This is a genomic window from Paraburkholderia hiiakae, assembly GCF_904848665.1.
Classification (GTDB): Bacteria; Pseudomonadota; Gammaproteobacteria; order Burkholderiales; family Burkholderiaceae; genus Paraburkholderia; species Paraburkholderia hiiakae.
Genome location: NZ_CAJHCQ010000004.1, coordinates 118,872 through 135,680, shown reverse-complemented (window position 1 = coordinate 135,680; position 16,809 = coordinate 118,872). Strand labels below are relative to the sequence as shown.

Sequence of the window (16,809 nt, the reverse complement as noted above, 5' to 3'; positions counted from 1 at the left end):
ACGACCCGGCACCACCCGAATGATATGTGCGGGACCGGAGGCTCCATGAACTACACCGCCCCTTTCGCGAGAAATGACACGCTGATCGACGACACGTTCGTCCATCACCCCGACACCGCCGAGCAAACCGTGCTTCGCGCGGTGCGCACCTGGCTGCGCCCCCATTGCGACGCTTACGCCAAGGCCGAAAGCTGGCGCGGCGTGCTCGCCGAGGCCGGGCTCGGCGCGGAAGGCTTCGGCTACTTCGATCTGCTGATGGGGACGCTGTGCCGCGCCTCGTGCCGTCCGTTGGACACGCGCTGCCGCTGCGCATCCGAACTCGCGAAGGACGAAGGCTCGCTGCTGCAGGTCATCGCGCTTTTGCAGTCCACGCGCAGCGAGGCCGCCGTGCAACTCCTCAACGACTGGCTGCCGATGCCGAGCGTAAGCGGCATGCTCAAGACCGCGCGCTGGTTCGCCATCGCGCTGCTCGACGCGGGATTGCAGTTGAGCGACCGCTCGCGCCGCGTCACCTACATGCACTGACTGGCCTGCACCGCGGCATCTGGAATGCGCCGGCATTGGCGTGCATGGAATCTTGCGCAAGGTTGCAGGACACCCGCCCTACGGCATGAGCTCATAACCAAAAACGATTTGGGCGCGAGCCTCGCGGGGGTTAGCATCACACGCTTTGCCGCTACTAGCGCGCCCGCTCGCGTCGCCACGCATGTCCGCCTCAGCTCCCACGTCTTCGTTCAGCACTTCCGGCCGCTCCGTGATCCGCAGCGCGGCCGACGTCTCGCAGCTCGTCAACGCGGGGGCGGCCATTGGCAGCAACGCGCGCATCGTCGTAGCCATCGCGCTGGGCGGTGTGTTCCTCGATGCCTACGATCTCGGCGCCCTCGCCTTCGGCCTCAAGGACGTGGCGCGCGAGTTCTCGCTCTCGCCCGCGGGCACCGGCTTCGTCGCTTCGGCCATCACGTTCGGCGCCATCGTCGGCGCGTTTCTCGGCGGGTTCCTCACCGATCGCATCGGGCGCTATCGGGTGTTCATGGCCGACATGTTCTTCTTCGTCGTCGCCGCGATTGCCTGCGCGCTCGCGCCCAACGCCTGGGTGCTCGGCGGCGCGCGCTTCGTGATGGGGCTGGGCGTCGGCATCGACTTGCCCGTGGCCATGGCCTTTCTCGCCGAGTTCTCGCGGCTCAAGGGCCGCGGCAACAAAGCCGCGCGCGTGGCGATGTGGTGTCCCGTCTGGTACGCGGCGATCAGCGTGTCGTATCTGCTCGTGCTCGCGTTCTATGCAGGCTTGCCCGCCTCGCACGCGCACCTGCTCTGGCGCCTCACGCTCGGCTTCGGCGCCGTGCCGGCGCTCGTCATCATCGCGATCCGCAGCCGCTATATCAGCGAGTCGCCGGTGTGGGCCGCGAACCAGGGCGATCTCGCGCTCGCCGCGCGCATCCTCAAGCGCTCCTACGGCATCGACGCGCAGGTCGCGCCCGAAGCCGCCGCGAGCGCCGCGGCCAGGCCGGCGCGCGTGGCTTCATGGAAGAACTACGGCGCGCTGCTGCGCGGCGTCTACACGCGGCGCACGGTGCTCGCCACGATCATCGGCGTGGCCTCTTCGTTCGCGTACAACGCAGTCGCATTCGGCCTGCCCGTGATCCTCTCGAGCTTCCTCGCGCAGTCCATGCTCACGACGATCCTCGCCTCGCTCGTGCTCAATCTCGGCTTCGCCTTCGTGGGCGGGCTGATCGCCGTGCGGATCGTGCCGCGCTTCGGCGCGTGGAAGCTGACCGTGTGGGGCTATGCGATCCAGTTCGCGGCGCTCGTCGGCCTCGCGATCATCGGCAAGCCGTCGACGGCGCCCGAAGTCGTCAGCGCGGTCGCCCTGCTCGCCGCGTTCCTGTTCGGCCAGGGCGTCGGCCCCGGCTCGCACAGCATGACGTTCGCCTCGCTCGGCTACCCGACCTCGCTACGCGGCGTGGGCGTCGGCTTCAATCAGACGCTCATGCGCGCAAGCTCCACGGTCTCGCTGTTCCTGTTCCCGGTGCTCGCCGCCGCGCTCGGCACGCGCGTGTTCTGGATCATCGCGGTCGCGCCGCTCGCGGGACTCGCGGCGCTCCTCTCGATTCGCTGGGAGCCTTCGGGCTATGACGTCGATGCGGAAGACTTCGACGCCGCAACGCCCACACAAGCGCTAACCAGGCCGGACGTAGAAACGGTGCAATGAATGTCGATGGAGGGCGGTGCGCTTGCAGCACCGCCCTTTTTGGTTGGCTGCGCGCTTGTGCTGCGCATCGGCTGAAATTGCCAGGCGCTAGTCCCGCTTGCTCAACCGCTCGCGCAGATAGCGCCGCACAGCGCGCGCCATTTTCGGATACTGCTCGCCGGGCACGGCGAACAACACGAGCGCGCCCAGCGCGAGCAGGCTGCAAAAAACAAACGTGCCGCGATAACCGAACGCCTGCACGAGCAGGCCGGAAAGCACGCCCGAAAGAATCGAGCCGAGCCGCGACGCATTGAAGAAGAGCGCCGTCGCCCGCCCCGGCGACGAGGGCATCAGATCCTGCACGAAGGTCATACCAAGGCACGACGTGACGGCAACCACGAAGGCGTTGAGGATCTGCATCGGGATCAACGCGTGCACGCCGGGCGCCAGCGACATCGCGACGAAGTACACGGCATGCACGACGGCGCACGCGGCCAGCCACCATGGCTTGTTCAGCACCGAGGCGCGCGCGCCGAGCGCGAGCATCATCGGTATCTCCATGAGCGCGCCGAGGCCGAGCATGATCGACACGTCGATGCGCGTGCCCTTCAGGCCATGCACGATGTAGAGCGGCAGCACGATCATCGTCGCATTGGCCGCGAGGCCGATGAGTGTGAGCGCAACGATCGCTCGCATGATGTCCTTCTGCGAGCCCTCCACAGCGGGCGCAGGCGCGCGCGCCGCTTTGGCCTTCGCTTTGGCCTTCGCTTTTGCCGTTGCCGCCGCTGCAGCGAGCGTTGCTGGGTCGCGTGGCGCACCCGGCTGCACTTCGGCCTGCGTCAGCGGCTGGCCCTCGTACTCCGCAGCGCTTTCGGCGCTCATCTCCTGCGCGACTTCGCCGGAGGTGGGACGCGCCATCAAATGCTGCGTGGCGTGTTCGTCATGGCGCGGCTCGCGCATGCGCCAGACGATCGTGCCGCACGCCGCAAAGCTCGCCGCCGCAAACAGGAAGAGCCCGTAGAAGTTCGTGGCGGCGAGCACGAGCGCGCCAACCGCGGGCCCGAACACCCACGCTGCGGAGAGGATCGTGCGCAACGTCGCGCTCGCGAAGGTCCGCTCGGCGTCGTCGCTTGCAGGCAGCGCCGCGCGGCTGAACGAGAACACGAGCGAGAGCGCGCAACCGCCCGCGCCGATGAACGCAATGCCCACGAGGAGCAGAAGCCGGTAGTCACGCACGACGCACAGGCAGAGATAGCCGAGCGTGGCGGCGCACAGCGAGACGAGCAGCAGGGTTCGGTGCTTGCCGGTGGCGTCGCTCCAGCGACCTGCGGCGGTGCTTGCGATGACGCCGCTCGTGGCGATGGCGGTCATGAACACGCCGAGCCGGAACGGCGTCATGCCGGCGCGCTCGACGCCGAATAGCGAGAGATACGGCGCGGTGAAGGACATCGCCACGCCCAGCATCAAGGTAGCGCCGGCGAGTGGCAGGAAACCAGAAATACGCAGAAGACCGGCAAAGCGCGAGTTTTTGAGCACGGCGCGGCGGGAGTGGCGAGAAGAAAGTTGCCCGTGCACGCGCAGTCACGCGACGGCCATATCGACGGCGATTATCGGGCCGAAGTCCCACACTGTGCAAGGTTGATTCGGCAGCGATCAACATCTGGGTGCGCTATCCACAACTTTCGGGGATAAGTCCGTGGATAACTGTTCCCCCACGGCACTGAACCCCAAACCACAAGGCTTTGCGGCCGATGTGGGGAAAAATTGGGCAGTTCCCGCACGTTTCCCCTCACGCCGTGGTGCGGGGAAACTGCCACTCCCCTTGGCGGAGACGGTCCTAAATATCAAGCGTGGCGGGCTTGGAACCGTGCTTCTTTACGTACAGCGTGAGGCCACGCTCGACCAGCCTCCATGGGCTGCAGGCGATTTCTTTCAACGTATCAGGAATTCCTTCGCGGGTACGAAATGCCACTGCTCCGACTCGGGATCGAACAGCGCCACTTCATCGCAGCGCGATGCATCACAAACCGTGACCTCAATTGATTCCAGCGCACGAAGTGCAGCCTTCGTCATCCTGTCAGCATTCCATGAAAGCGCTGCGCGGGCTGTCTCGCGCCAGGCATATAGCCCCGCGCGCTCGTGGATCGCGTCGAGCCACGCGAACGCGTCCTCGTCCACTTCAAATGACAATGGAGCGCCATCGTCTGGTACGCGCTGGCGCAGACGCTTTGTGATGGTGGCGAACCCCAGCCCTGGTCGCAAGATGATCTTCCGCCTGTGTACCGGCCAGCCGATACGTACGTTCGCGATCAGGCTCTTTCCGTCCCTGCTGTGGAACAGGTGCCGGTCGAACGTGCCCGCGTCTCCGCACCCGAAGCCCGGACGCCCAGCCCGTTCCATCTGTATGGCATCGACCAACGCCGTGACGGAATTTGCGTAGCAGCCTACCGTCTCGTCGTCACCGTTCATGTCACCGGACACGTCAAACCCGCCGCCATCACGCGGACGGGCCAGTACCTGCAGAGGGAAATCTGAAAAGTACGGTCGCACACGACCAGATTGTTCATGCTCCAACGACATGTCTCCTCATTCATGATGGGATAAATCACACCCTGTGATTTTTATGAGGTCCTTGCACTACTCTCTCATCGCTTCGCGGCGGGGGGAAAGGGATTCACAAGGTCGGCGGAGCGGATCCAGCCGGTTGTGACTTTTCCAAAGCTCTGAACGTTTGTTCGTGGATCCGCAAAGCGCACGTATGCAAATTCGCCGTTCACCTGAAGCACGATGACTCCATTCCCTCTAGTCAGGTATCCCTTCCTTTCAATAAATTTCCCGTCCTGCCGGTCGTAAAAAAGAGACTTTTTTTTAACAAGACGTATACCTTTCGCTGGGATTCGTTTTTTCACCGTGAATATCGCACCTCCGACCGTATCTGCTGGCAAAGACATAAAAACACCTAGCGAGTTCTCACAGCCTGCCTGCCCCGTGTCGGTGCGGATAAGCCATGTATCACCTCTCACATACAATTCCCCATCAATATCGAATGTTTTACTGCGCCCTGAAAATGTCAAATCATTCTCGCCCGGGATAAAAGTGAGCAACTTTACTTCAGCATATGGAAATTTATCCCGATAGTTTACTCTCTCATCGCCCTGCGCAAACAAAAAAACACATCCTCTCTTTTCACCTTCCGCATCATAATATCCAGACACTATACCGTTGGCGTCAAAAGCAATCAGCCCCGGATTATCAAAAAATACTCCCTGACCGCCCCATGAGAATTGGGTGATAAAAAAAGAGAAAATTGAGACAAAAAATTTATTTGAATTTTTCATAGAATAATCCTAAATTTTTTGCATAATCCGGATTAGTATCCTGCCAATAAGCACCGTTGTATCCTGATGCGACTCCATCCCAATCGTGGGTGCGGAGAGCGACAGTCGCATCCGGCTTAACGTTTCTCATAAATAAAACGAAAATTTGCGCCTGTTCTTCTGATCCCGACATGAACTTATTTGCAAATTCAAATGACGTCGCGCAACCGCATGATGCGTACGCACTAGCGAGTATCTGAAAGCCTCCCCAAGAACATGCTTGAATTGCCAAATCAAAATCCAAAGCCGCCGCCCTTGTGAGTTTCTCGTACTGGTGCAATCCATCCGAACCATATCCACCCCCTTCAGGGAAGCACAATTCAGGATATTGTGGATATGGATTCGCAAAAGGTGTGCCTTTTCTCTTTACGCCTTTCTTGTGAGCCGCCTTATCTGCTCCTGCTTCCTGCGCCTCATACCTCAATTTCAATGCCCGATAGAAAAGGTGGCGTTCATATCTAATTTTCGGCAAACCGTTCTCTTCAAACGGGATTCCAGAGCACTCCTGCATCACAATAGCCTTAATTGCCGCCACCTCAACGTCCAGTTGCGTCGCCATGGACTTGTACTGATCCTCCGAAAACAAGGCCGGATTTGGAAAATTAAGTCGCGAACCAAGCACATTCAGCACAATTGTTCGTGGCTTTCCAGTGTCCACAACCTTGTAATGGTGCTCGATTGTGATTTGTGTTGTCTTGTTATGCGTCTTCTGGTCCTCAGTCACTTCCTTCTTTTTCGTCGGGAAATCTTTCTTGACCTGTCCCTGCTCGGTTACCTTCTGCGACCAGCCAATGAACGGTCCGAAGTCGTGAACCAGACGCTCAATGGTCATGATCTCGCCTTCCCTCACGACAGGCAAATCAAGATCCTGCTCCAGTTCATCCTTCGGCGTCAGCTTCGTCGTCGCTTCCAGGTGGTACTCGGGACTAACAATCGTAAAGGCGCTAACGTCCTTTTTCGGCGTTACGGTCGCCTTCCACGCATACTTCCCACGCCGGTTCTTTACCCCAATATCGACCGGCTGGTTACGCGCGGCATTCTGGATCGTTACGGCATATCCACTAGCGTCCGTAACCACCTCCGTCCTGTTGTCCACCAATGGCGCTGAGGCATCCGGCGCAGGTGCCGATGCTCCGTCAGGAGCCGATGCCGGATTCGCGGCTGGAGGATCGGCGCTGTCCTGCCCCAGCTTCCATTCAGGGGCCTGCGGTGCACCTTTGCCTGCCTTGACCAGCACCGACAGTCCTTCAATCGGCTTTTGCAGGGTATCCCGGAACAAGATTGTTACTTCCACAAAGGGCGATGGCGGGGCCTTCGGTGCCACCGGTTTACGTGGATGTCTTGAATATGCCATCTGTTAGCCTCAACAAGTCACTTTAAGAAAGCGTGCAGATATCAAGCCTGCGTGATGTCATTTTCCGGTTCGCCATGATCGTAAGCGTCTTCGACTACCCCCCAATCCCCGGCTCCAATTTCACACCTGACCTTTACCGGTTCCGCAGTGCTGACGCTAAACGTTGCCCCTTCAACCAGCACACCCTGCTGCTTGATTGTTCCATCCGGCAGATAGACACGGTACGGCTGGCTAGCGAGAGTCAGCCCATCTCCCCGATTGGTGACAACCGTGCTCGCATCAAACGTCTGCATGTACAGTTCAGCCGCGTTCTGCTCGATAGGCACGGGCGGAAGTGATGCGGGAATGTGCATCGACGCCTTGCCCTTCTTCTGGACCGTGATGACCTTCAGGAACAGGTCGTTGGGACCGCCCAGGGTAATGCTGCCGTCCTTGAACTGGATGAACGCACCGCCGCATTCCAGGATGATTTCCTTTGCCGCCGAGACCTGGACCTTGCCGTTGACGCTAGCGACGCTCACGTCCGTGTCTGCGGTGAACGACATGGGGCCGCTTTGCGCCTGAATTTCAACCGGTCCCTTCGCCGCAAAAATCTTCACGCCGAGCTTCTGCGCGAACAGCGATATCTTCTCGCCCGCTGCGACCGTGAAGCGCTTGAGCACGCTCCAGGCGGCGTTCCTCCCGGCCACCGTGCTGATGTCGCCCTGCGCCGCGAACTGGATGCCCTGGCCCGCCACGATCCCCGCCGAGGCGGGCGTGCCCGCGAGCAGCCCCGGCTTCTTCAGACCGTCGAAATCCTCCTTCATCTGCTGCTGCGCGTCGGTGTCAGCAGGCTCGGCCTTCGCGCTGCTGGCGGACGCGGCCAGCGCCTTCGCCGTGGCCAGCGCGCTTTCCAGCTGCGCGATGATTTCCTGCATGTCGAGTTGCGTGCCCGTGGCAGCGGGCCTGTCGTATGCCGTCAGAAGCAGGCCCTTGCCTGCGCGGCTGACGCCCCAGCCCGATGTCCGGACCTCAAAGCCCTCACCCCGGTATTCGAGCTTCTGGTTCACCAGATAGCCGAGATTCAATTGCGACTTGCCCGAGTGCTCGGTACTGAGCTTGATCCCCTCCTGGCCCGCCCAGTCCTCCATGCGCAGCTTGTTGTTCGACTGCGTTCGGATCATGTTGCGCGAGAGCCAGCGACGGTCGTTCGTGATGAGGTCGCGCGCCTGGCTGTGGTGATGGAAGCCGACGATTTCCGGCTTGTCCGGGTCGCCATCCCGAAATGAGATCACGGCCTCGTCATTGTCCAGCGCGACGAAGTGCATGCCGGTTTGCAGCTTGCCCGCGAAGGGTTTGGCCAGGCGCAGCGGCACGCTCTCGCCGCCTTTGGGCCAGTTGCCGAAGTCGGCGTCCAGACGAACGACGTAGTAGCCGACGGAATTGAGATAGCCGTAAGAATATTTGTCCGGGCTGCAAATTCGTGCTGAGAGTGTGCCGGAGATACGCGCCCATTTTTCCGGTTTGAGCTGGAGCCTGAAACGCCGGTCGGCGGGAATGGCCCTGAAGCGGTTCGTATAGGGCTGGTCGCGCGCACCACTGTGCCTGACCTCGATCACAACCTGGCCTTTGAGCGCGTCGGGCAGGACGAAATCCGTCTCCAGCACGCTTGCGCACTGCAACGCCAGAACGTTGCTCCCGCCCTCGTAGATGACCTGCCGTGCAAGGGCTGCCTCGTGACGCAACTGCGCTTCCCACTTCGCCCCGGCCTGGTCGATGTGGTGGGTGCCGTAGACATAGGGCTGGCCATACGTGGTCGGGTCCTGCGGCGCGACATTGGTGCTGTCCTTGAATCGCTCCCAGGCGCTTTCCGGGTTGTAGTCTGCAACCGTGTACGACTGCGGCACCGTTTCCGCGTGAGTCTTCAGTGCCGTGACCGCCTCCACTCCCGCTTCCAGACCCGCTGTCTCGCGGTACGGCACAATGCGCTGAGGCTCGTCGTAAAGATAGTGGTCGATGTCATCGGCAAAAACGATCTGGTCGCCGTACTCCGTCTCCTGGATAAAGGAGTAGACGCCCGCCTTCTGCATCAGCATCTGGACATATGCAAGGTCGGTCGTCTGGTGCTGGAAGTGCCACAGATGAACCGGATACTGGCGGCGCAGCTGGAACGAAACCTGATGGTCCTTGATGCCGTGCCGGCGCAGCACCGCCATGATGATTTCGGGTGTCGTCCTGTGTTGATAGACTTCGGTGGTCGTCACTGCCGCCAGTCGTCCGAAGTGTGACTTCAGAACAAACTGGTGCATCGTAAAGTCGTTCGTCTTCTGGATGACCGAAACGCGTTCGAGGTAGCCTGAGAATCTCCGCACGGCCCCATCGTCGTTCACGATGCTGAAGACGGCATCAAGGTTCACGTAGTCCGCGCGGGGCAAGTGCGACGGATGGGTTGCCTCGATAATCACTTCGGTCGGCTCTCCCATCGCTTCGGTGGCCGTGAACGACACAACCGATAAATCTAGCGCGCTCTGCGTTCCGGGAACCTCCAGGCGATACGCCTGCCTGCCCGTGATATCGGGACGTAGTGGATCAAATTCCGCCATGCCTTCTCCTTTTTCAGACCGGCGGATCGTGTTGCAGGCATCCGCCCATTTCCACTTCCAGAAAAGGAAAAATAGGGCATCTTCTGCTGCGTGGGCTATACCGAAATCAAATGCTTGACGTGGCGCAAGCTCGCCAACACCAATGCAGAATTGCAGGCCTTCGAGCCATTGTTATCCATCTGCATAACGAAACATTCCGTGCACGGCAAAGTGCCATCTTGCTGTCGGGGCGCGCGATTCGAACTGCCGTATGCGCTCGCGCAACTCCGCGGCTTGGGCGGTTCTTCATCTGAAGCCTTTGCACGCTGAGGCGTGGTCTCCGCCATTGCCTCGGATGCCAAGCTTTGAACATGGCTGCGACCGTCAGTCGCCGCTCGGTCCGCTCCTGTTCGCGCGCATCCTGCCGCTGGTGCCGGCATCCGACGGCCCGCTTCTGGGCCGTCGGGTCGCCGCCACGCCCGACGCGCTGCTTCGTTTCCTCGAAGTTAGAACGGATGGCGTCGAGCGGGTTGCGCGGCCATGCACCCAGCGCCATTTCGCGCGACTCGCCCTGGAAGCGGTAACGGTAGTGGAAGTGCAGACTGACGCCCTTGGCTTCCCGGACAGAACAGATGCGTTGGCGGGATTCCAGTTCGAGCCTGGACCAACGTCATAACCTGCGAGCTATTGAATCCAAACAGAACAGATGTTTGTGGGACTTGTTCAAAGCAGCGTAGTTTTGTCCACAGATTCTGTTCACAGCCTTGTGCGTAACCCTGGGACGACCGCGCCAAGTGCTTGATGCGATTCGGGTTGTGCGCTGAGTCAGCGATTGTTGCAGCGGCAGCATCTCATGGAAAAACGCGCTGGGGCTTTTCCACAGATTTTGTTCACAGCCCTGTGGGCAACTTCTGGACATCCGCACCAAGTCACTGATTGGAAACAGGAAGCTCGCAAACGACACAGAAGATGCATATTTTTTGCGCACCAAAGTTGTCCACAGTTTTTGGTGACAAACCTGTTGATAACCGCCTGACGAGCGCGCCAACTCATTGATCGGATGGAGAGTTCGTCGCTTGTGTCGCGCTTGCATCAATTTGCGTTTCCGATGGGCAACCGGGGCGGCGACGCAAACGTTTCGCGACGGCCACCGCCCTCTCCCCATCGATGCGCGCAGCACTCAGGCCAGATCGAGCGCCGCCGTGAGATCGCCAGGCGGCGTCTGCCCTCGCGAGAGGAACGCCTGATCGCGCGCGGCCACGCCATCGAGCGGCGCGAGCCCATGCACGCGGCTGATGAAGCGCAGGATCGAAACCGTGTCGTAGAACGTGTGATCGACGTAGCCCTTCTTCGCGAACGGCGCGATCACGAGCGCCGGAATGCGCGAGCCCGGGCCCCAGCGGTCGCCCACGGGCGGCGCGACCGGATCCCACCAGCCGCCGTTCTCGTCGTGCGTCACCACGATCATCGTGTTCGCCCATTGCGGGCCGCGCTGGATGTGCTCGATCACGGTCGCGACGTGACGGTCGCCCGATTCGACGTCCGCATAGCCGGCGTGCATGTTCAGGTTGCCCTGCGGCTTATAGAACGTAACGGCAGGCAACCGCCCTGCGTCGATGTCCGCGAGCAGACGGTTGGTCGACGGATCGTCGCCCACGCCCGCATCGCGCAGGTGACGCGACCGCGCGGCCGTGCCCGGCGCGAAGCTGGCAAAGTAGTTGAACGGCTGGTGGTGATACTGGAAGTCGGGCACCGCGCCAGTGTCCTGATGATCCAGCGCGTACTGCCAGGCCCCGCTGTACCAGGCCCAGTCGACGCCCTTCGCCGAGAGCCGGTCGCCGATCGTCGCGTAGGTCTGCGGGCGCAGCACGCGCGGATTGGACGGATCGGCGAGCGCGCGGTTGCCGTCTTCCGACGCTCGCACATTGCTCGGCTGATACGGCGGCGCCATCGTATTGACGGCGTAGCCATCGGGCGTGAAGAGGCCGTCGTTCACGAACTTCGGCGGGCCATCGAGCGCCGAGGCCGGCGAGTTCGCCGCGACCTTCAGGCGCGTGCCGGTGGGGTCAATGCCCTCGACGACCGAGGCGAGATGCTTTGCGGCGCTCGTCTGGATATCGGCGTATTGCGGCACCTGCGCCGAGATCAGGAAGATGTGGTTGAGCCATGAGCCGCCAAACGCGGCCATGAAGAAGTGATCGCAGAGCGTGTACTGCTGCGCGATATTCCAGAGCCGCAGCGTCTGCGCGGAATTCTCGTAGTAGCCCATGACGAGGCCGCCCGCATCGCCCCACGCGGCAAACTGGTTGTTGCGCCCCGCGTTGATCTGCATCTGGTTCTGATAGAAGCGATGGACCAGATCGCGCGTGATGATGCCGTTCGGCAGCGGATTGCCATGCGCATCAACGATAAGAAACGGGCGGTTCGAGAGACCCGTGATCTGATGCTCCGCAATCATGTAGCGCTTGCCATCCAGCTCCTGCGCCTGGGGCACGAGGCCACCCCAGATCTTCGGCAACTGCGCCAGCGGCGTCTTGCCGTCGCGATCGAGCTGCGCGTAGCGCTCGGCGCTCACGCTCGCAAGTGGCGTTTGCGCACCGGGAAAGTTGCCGTACAGATTGACGAAGCTGCGATTCTCCGCGTAGATCACGACGATCTGGCGCACCTGGTCGCGCAGCGCGGCATCGACACGCGCGTCGGCGGCGGTGCGCGGCGCGCTCGCGACGCTTTGCGCCGGCGTCTCGCAGCCGCCGAGCGCGAGGCCCACGCCAACCGCCGCGATGCCGCCGAGCACACGGCGGCGCGCGGGGTCGTCCGGGCCGGTGGGAATGGAAGGGTCTTCGGGGCGCCCGTTCTTCGGGTCGTCGTTCTGCTTCATCAGTCTGCCTCCTCGTCGAAGGGACGCGCATTACGCGCGCCGTACCGCGAATATTACGCAGGAGGATACCGGTTGCGCAGTTGGCGAGGCAAAAGGGAAGTTCGCGCGCACGACGCGCAAGCCGCCGTTTTAGCCGTCGCGCAGCATGCGCGGCGTGCTCGAAGCGCCGTGCGGCTGGGCTTGCGCGAGCGTTTGCGCGGGCCGCGGTTCGCTCGCGTGCCCTTCATGCCCGGCGCGCGGCGCGCTCGGCAGCGTCGTGCGCTCGTGGCGCGGCACATCGCCTTCGTCGGTCCAGAGCGGATCGGGAATCTCGCCGAACACCTGGCGCAGCCGCTCGCCCCATGTCGAATGAATCATCTGGAAATACGTATTCGACTGGTCGAGCGACGCGTATCGCGTGACACGCAGCGCGTCGCGCTCGTACACGAGCAGGTCGAGCGGCAGGCCGACCGAGAGGTTCGAGCGCAGCGTCGAGTCCATGGAGATGAGCGCGCACTTCGCGGCTTCGTCGAGCGGGGTGTGCGGCGTCAGCACGCGGTCGATGATCGGCTTGCCGTACTTCGACTCGCCGATCTGGAAATACGGATTGACGCTCGACGTCTCGATGAAATTGCCTGCCGCGTAGATCTGGAAAAGCCGCATGGGATGGCCGCCGATCTGGCCGCCGAGGATGAAGCTGCAGTTGAACTCGACGTTAAACGTCTTGAGCGCTTGCGCGTCGCGCCGGTGCACTTCGCGCACGGCTTCGCCCACCACGCGCGCGGCCTCGACCATGGTTGGCGTGTTCCAGAGCGTGGCGCGCCCCGCTTCCTGCGGCTCGGTCAAGACCTGGAGCGTAGCCTGCGTGATAGCCAGGTTGCCCGCGACGAGCAGCACGAGCACGCGCTCGCCGGGTTCTTCGAACACGGCCATCTTGCGCGACGTGCTGATGTGATCGACACCCGCGTTCGTGCGCGTGTCCGAAAGAAACACGAGCCCCTCTTCCACTGCCATTGCCACACAGTACGTCATGCGCCTCCTTGCCTGTCCCTGTCTTCGTCGCTGTTTTTGTTATAGCGGGAAAACTATTGCTGCGACTGGTGCGCGCTCACGTGCACGCTGACATCGAGCGTTTCTCCGGCCCCGCCCACGCGACGGCCGCGAACCGGCGCCGCTGCATCGTAGTCGCGCCCCACCGCGATCCGGCAATATTTTTCGCTTGCGAAACACGCGTGCGTGACGTCCACGGTCACCCAGCCGTTGTCGAGCCACACGTCGACCCAGGCGTGGCTCGCCATCTCGGGCACGTCGCCGGGGTCGATATAACCACTCACATAACGCGCCGGCACGCCGCGCGCGCGGCACACCGCCAGCATCACATGCGCGTGATCCTGGCACACGCCACGGCCTAGCGCCAACGCGTCCGCCGCGGTATGCGTCACATCTGTGACACCAGATTCATAGCGCACGCGCTCCGTGATGCGCGAAGCCGCGTGGAGAATGGCCGCTGTATCGTCCAGCGGCGGCAGACTGAACGCGAATTCCGTGAGTGCGGCGTCGGCCTCGGTGAGGCGCGTGGGCGAGGTGAAATGGTGCATCGGCACCATGCCCTCGCCTTCGGGCAGCCGGCCGTCGGGCAGCGCCACAGTCTCGACCTCGCCGCGCACGCGCACGCGAATTTCCCTGTGAGGTCGTGTGAGCACCAGCGTCATCAGCGCATTGCCATAGGCGTCGCGGCTCGTGTCGAGCTTGCCGGGCGCCTCGACGTGCCATTGCGTGACGACCTGCGTGGGCGAGGTGAGCGGCGAAAGCCGCAACTGCTGGATCGAATAATGCACGGGCGCTTCATAGCGGTAGACCGTGTCGTGCCGGATCGCGAGCTGCATGAGGTGATTCCTCCATCGAGACGTTTTGGATATCGACGAGCGCTCAATCGCGCTAACCAACCGGCAACATCAAATAGGTGCGCGCAACCTGATTGCCCAGCTCGTACACGCGCGCGAGAAACTGCGTGAGAAACGTATGCACGCCCATCGAGAAGATCTGCCGCAGGTCCGCGTAAAGCAGCTCGGCGCGTAGCTTGCCCGCGGTGCGCTCGACTTCGCGCGAGCTCTCGGTGCGCAGCATCGCGAGATTCGTGCAGACGCCGTCCAGCGATGCCAGTAGCGAGCGCGGCATTTGCTCGTTGAGTATGAGCAGCTCCACCACGCGCGCGGGCGTCACCACGTCGCGGTAAACCTTGCGATAGATTTCGAGCGCGGAGACCGAGCTGAGAATCGAGGTCCAGTAATAGAAGTCCTCGAGCTGACGCGCGGCCGAGCGCGAGTCGGCGTTCTCCACGTCGACGAAACGCACATCGAGAATCCGCGCCGTGTTGTCCGCGCGTTCGAGGAACGTGCCGAGCTGCGTGAAGAACAGCGCGTCGTCCTGCAACGCCGTGCCAAGGCGCACGCCGCGCGAGAGATGCGAGCGGAACTTCACCCACTCGAACAGCGCATCGGGACGGGCCTCCAGCTCACTGCCGCGCAACAGCTCGACGAATTGCAGCCACGTGTCGTTGATCGTTTCCCACCATTCCGTGGTGAGCGTGCCGCGCACCGCGCGGGCATTCTCACGGGTCGCCTGCAAGCACGAGTAAATGCTCGACGGGTTCGTTGGGTCCGCAACGAGAAACTTGAGCACGTTGCTGCTGGTCGTTTCTTCGTGGCGGGCATCGAAGGCGGGCTCCAGTTCGGAGATGCGCAGCATCGCGCGATGCGTGCGCGCCTCCGCGTCCGCGCTGCCAGGCAGCAGGAGCGCCTTCAGGTTGATGTCCAGCATGCGCGCGGTATTTTCCGCGCGCTCCATGTAGCGGGCCATCCAGAACAAATGATCGGCGGTGCGGCTCAGCATGATCGACCCTCTTCTTGTACGTGCATCATGGCAATTGAAATCATTCGAGCACCCACGTGTCCTTGGTCCCGCCACCCTGCGACGAGTTGACGACGAGCGAGCCTTCCTTGAGCGCCACGCGCGTGAGGCCGCCAGCCGCCATCTGGATCGTCTTGCCGGAGAGCACGAAGGGCCGCAGATCGATATGTCGCGGCGCGATGCCCGCCTCGACGAAAGTCGGGCAAGCGGAGAGCGACAGCGTGGGCTGCGCGATGTAGTTGCCTGGGCGCGCCAGGAGCCGCGCACGAAATGCCTCGATTTCCTCGCGCGTGGAAGCGGGCCCAACGAGCATGCCGTAGCCGCCTGCGCCGTGCACCTCCTTCACGACGAGGTCCGGCAGATGTTCGAGCGTCCAGGCGAGATCGTCAGGCCGGCGGCATTGCCACGTCGGCACGTTCTTCAGGATCGGCTTTTCGCCGAGATAGAACTCGATCATGTCGGGCACATACGGATAGATCGATTTGTCGTCGGCCACGCCCGTGCCCATTGCATTCGCAAGGACGACGCGGCCCGCGCGATACGCCGTGAGCAGTCCCGGCACGCCGAGCGCGGAGTCAGAGCGAAACGCCAGGGGATCGAGAAAATCGTCGTCCACGCGCCGATAGATCACATCCACGCGACGCGGTCCCTGCGTCGTGCGCATGAATACGTAGTTATCCTCTACGAAGAGATCCTTGCCCTCCACCAGCTCGACGCCCATCTGCTGCGCGAGGAACGTATGCTCGAAATACGCGGAGTTGTACATGCCGGGCGTGAGCAGCACCACGGTCGGATCGTCCACGCCTTCGGGCGCCACCGCGCGCAGCGTTTCGAGCAGCAGGTCGGGATAGTGCGCAACCGGCGCCACTTTGTGCTGGACGAACAACTCGGGAAAGAGCCGCATCATCATCTTGCGGTTTTCGAGCATGTACGAGACGCCCGAGGGCACGCGCAGATTGTCTTCGAGCACGTAGAACGCGCCGTCGCGCCCATCGCGCACGATGTCGATGCCCGCGATATGCGCATACACGCCGAGCGGCAAGTCGATCCCCTGCATCTCCGGACGGTACTGCGCATTGGTGTAGACCTGCTCGGCCGGAATCACGCCGGCGCGTACGATGTTGCGCTCGTGATAGACGTCGTGCAGGAACAGGTTGAGCGCCTGCACGCGCTGGCGTAGTCCGCGCTCGAGCAGAGCCCATTCGTCTGCAGGAATGATGCGTGGAATAAGATCGAAAGGAATCAGGCGCTCGGTGCCGGAGAGGTCGCCATTCACCGCGAACGTGATGCCGACTCGCCTGAACAACAAGTCCGCCTCGGCGCGTTTGCGCGCCATCGTCTCGCCAGTCTGCCTCTCCAGCCATTGCTGGAAGCGTTCGTAGTGCGGGCGCACCGCGCCCTCGTCGCGCATTTCGTCATGGACTTGCATCGGTTCGTTCTCGCGCGTGAGTGCAACTGCGTCAGCGGCGCTGCCGCGTTTCGTCTCATGATTGAGGCGAGATGCGTCGCGCGCTGCGGTACAAGCTAAAAAGCAAGGCGTATGCCATCGCGATCGGGCCTTG

Annotated in this window: 13 protein-coding genes; 2 read left to right on the top strand and 11 right to left on the bottom strand. The window is 62.2% G+C overall.

The window, feature by feature from the left end; all coding sequences use genetic code 11:
• Positions 1-45: 45 nt before the first annotated feature.
• Together JMY28_RS09865 and JMY28_RS09860 are read left to right on the top strand one after the other, a co-directional pair.
• Complete coding sequence (locus tag JMY28_RS09865; RefSeq protein WP_201695717.1) at positions 46-525, top strand: hypothetical protein; 480 nt, start codon at positions 46-48, stop codon at positions 523-525.
• 181 nt (positions 526-706) lie between these two features.
• Entirely contained in the window at positions 707-2,209 is a 1,503-nt protein-coding gene (locus JMY28_RS09860; RefSeq protein ID WP_201695716.1) for an MFS transporter, read from the top strand.
• 87 nt (positions 2,210-2,296) lie between these two features.
• On the opposite strand, the gene JMY28_RS09855 is transcribed toward JMY28_RS09860, so the two are convergent.
• The 11 genes from JMY28_RS09855 to JMY28_RS09810 form a co-directional block, all read right to left on the bottom strand.
• Positions 2,297-3,724 carry a sugar efflux transporter gene (locus JMY28_RS09855; RefSeq protein WP_201695715.1) on the bottom strand — a complete coding sequence of 476 codons (1,428 nt, stop codon included), beginning with the start codon at positions 3,722-3,724 and terminating at the stop codon, positions 2,297-2,299.
• Between the two features lie 396 nt (positions 3,725-4,120).
• The gene (locus JMY28_RS09850) at positions 4,121-4,768 is read right to left on the bottom strand and encodes a hypothetical protein (RefSeq protein ID WP_201695714.1); all 648 of its coding nucleotides are present in this window, start codon (positions 4,766-4,768) and stop codon (positions 4,121-4,123) included.
• Between the two features lie 65 nt (positions 4,769-4,833).
• Positions 4,834-5,526, bottom strand: a complete 693-nt coding sequence (locus JMY28_RS09845) for a hypothetical protein (RefSeq protein ID WP_201695713.1) — start codon at positions 5,524-5,526, stop codon at positions 4,834-4,836.
• A complete protein-coding gene (locus JMY28_RS09840) occupies positions 5,510-6,844 on the bottom strand; it encodes an N-acetylmuramidase family protein (protein ID WP_236596780.1) in 1,335 nt (444 codons plus the stop codon). Before JMY28_RS09840 ends, JMY28_RS09845 begins: the two co-directional genes overlap by 17 nt.
• Positions 6,845-6,960: 116 nt before the next feature.
• Positions 6,961-9,501, bottom strand: coding sequence for a type VI secretion system Vgr family protein (locus JMY28_RS09835; protein WP_201695711.1), 2,541 nt, complete (start codon positions 9,499-9,501; stop codon positions 6,961-6,963).
• A 106-nt stretch (positions 9,502-9,607) separates the two neighbouring features.
• Positions 9,608-10,081 (bottom strand): integrase arm-type DNA-binding domain-containing protein, encoded by a 474-nt coding sequence (locus JMY28_RS39515; protein WP_407945492.1) that lies wholly within the window; start codon positions 10,079-10,081, stop codon positions 9,608-9,610.
• 579 nt (positions 10,082-10,660) lie between these two features.
• Positions 10,661-12,358, bottom strand: coding sequence for an acid phosphatase (locus JMY28_RS09830; RefSeq protein ID WP_201695710.1), 1,698 nt, complete (start codon positions 12,356-12,358; stop codon positions 10,661-10,663).
• A 129-nt stretch (positions 12,359-12,487) separates the two neighbouring features.
• Positions 12,488-13,369 (bottom strand): proteasome-type protease, encoded by an 882-nt coding sequence (locus JMY28_RS09825; RefSeq protein ID WP_201695709.1) that lies wholly within the window; start codon positions 13,367-13,369, stop codon positions 12,488-12,490.
• Between the two features lie 53 nt (positions 13,370-13,422).
• Positions 13,423-14,223, bottom strand: coding sequence for a transglutaminase family protein (locus JMY28_RS09820; protein ID WP_201695708.1), 801 nt, complete (start codon positions 14,221-14,223; stop codon positions 13,423-13,425).
• A gap of 52 nt (positions 14,224-14,275) precedes the next feature.
• A complete protein-coding gene (locus tag JMY28_RS09815) occupies positions 14,276-15,229 on the bottom strand; it encodes an alpha-E domain-containing protein (protein WP_201695707.1) in 954 nt (317 codons plus the stop codon).
• Between the two features lie 40 nt (positions 15,230-15,269).
• A complete protein-coding gene (locus JMY28_RS09810) occupies positions 15,270-16,676 on the bottom strand; it encodes a circularly permuted type 2 ATP-grasp protein (RefSeq protein ID WP_201695706.1) in 1,407 nt (468 codons plus the stop codon).
• Between the last annotated feature and the right edge of the window lie 133 nt (positions 16,677-16,809).

Bases quoted from the DNA above. Each gene is read 5' to 3' on its own strand.
- JMY28_RS09865 (WP_201695717.1), top strand. From the start codon at position 46: ATGAACTACACCGCCCCTTTCGCGAGAAATGACACGCTGATCGACGAC.
- JMY28_RS09860 (WP_201695716.1), top strand. From the start codon at position 707: ATGTCCGCCTCAGCTCCCACGTCTTCGTTCAGCACTTCCGGCCGCTCC.
- JMY28_RS09850 (WP_201695714.1), bottom strand. From the start codon at position 4,768: ATGTCGTTGGAGCATGAACAATCTGGTCGTGTGCGACCGTACTTTTCA.
- JMY28_RS09845 (WP_201695713.1), bottom strand. From the start codon at position 5,526: ATGAAAAATTCAAATAAATTTTTTGTCTCAATTTTCTCTTTTTTTATC.
- JMY28_RS09835 (WP_201695711.1), bottom strand. From the start codon at position 9,501: ATGGCGGAATTTGATCCACTACGTCCCGATATCACGGGCAGGCAGGCG.
- JMY28_RS09830 (WP_201695710.1), bottom strand. From the start codon at position 12,358: ATGAAGCAGAACGACGACCCGAAGAACGGGCGCCCCGAAGACCCTTCC.
- JMY28_RS09825 (WP_201695709.1), bottom strand. From the start codon at position 13,369: ATGACGTACTGTGTGGCAATGGCAGTGGAAGAGGGGCTCGTGTTTCTT.
- JMY28_RS09820 (WP_201695708.1), bottom strand. From the start codon at position 14,223: ATGCAGCTCGCGATCCGGCACGACACGGTCTACCGCTATGAAGCGCCC.
- JMY28_RS09815 (WP_201695707.1), bottom strand. From the start codon at position 15,229: ATGCTGAGCCGCACCGCCGATCATTTGTTCTGGATGGCCCGCTACATG.
- JMY28_RS09810 (WP_201695706.1), bottom strand. From the start codon at position 16,676: ATGCAAGTCCATGACGAAATGCGCGACGAGGGCGCGGTGCGCCCGCAC.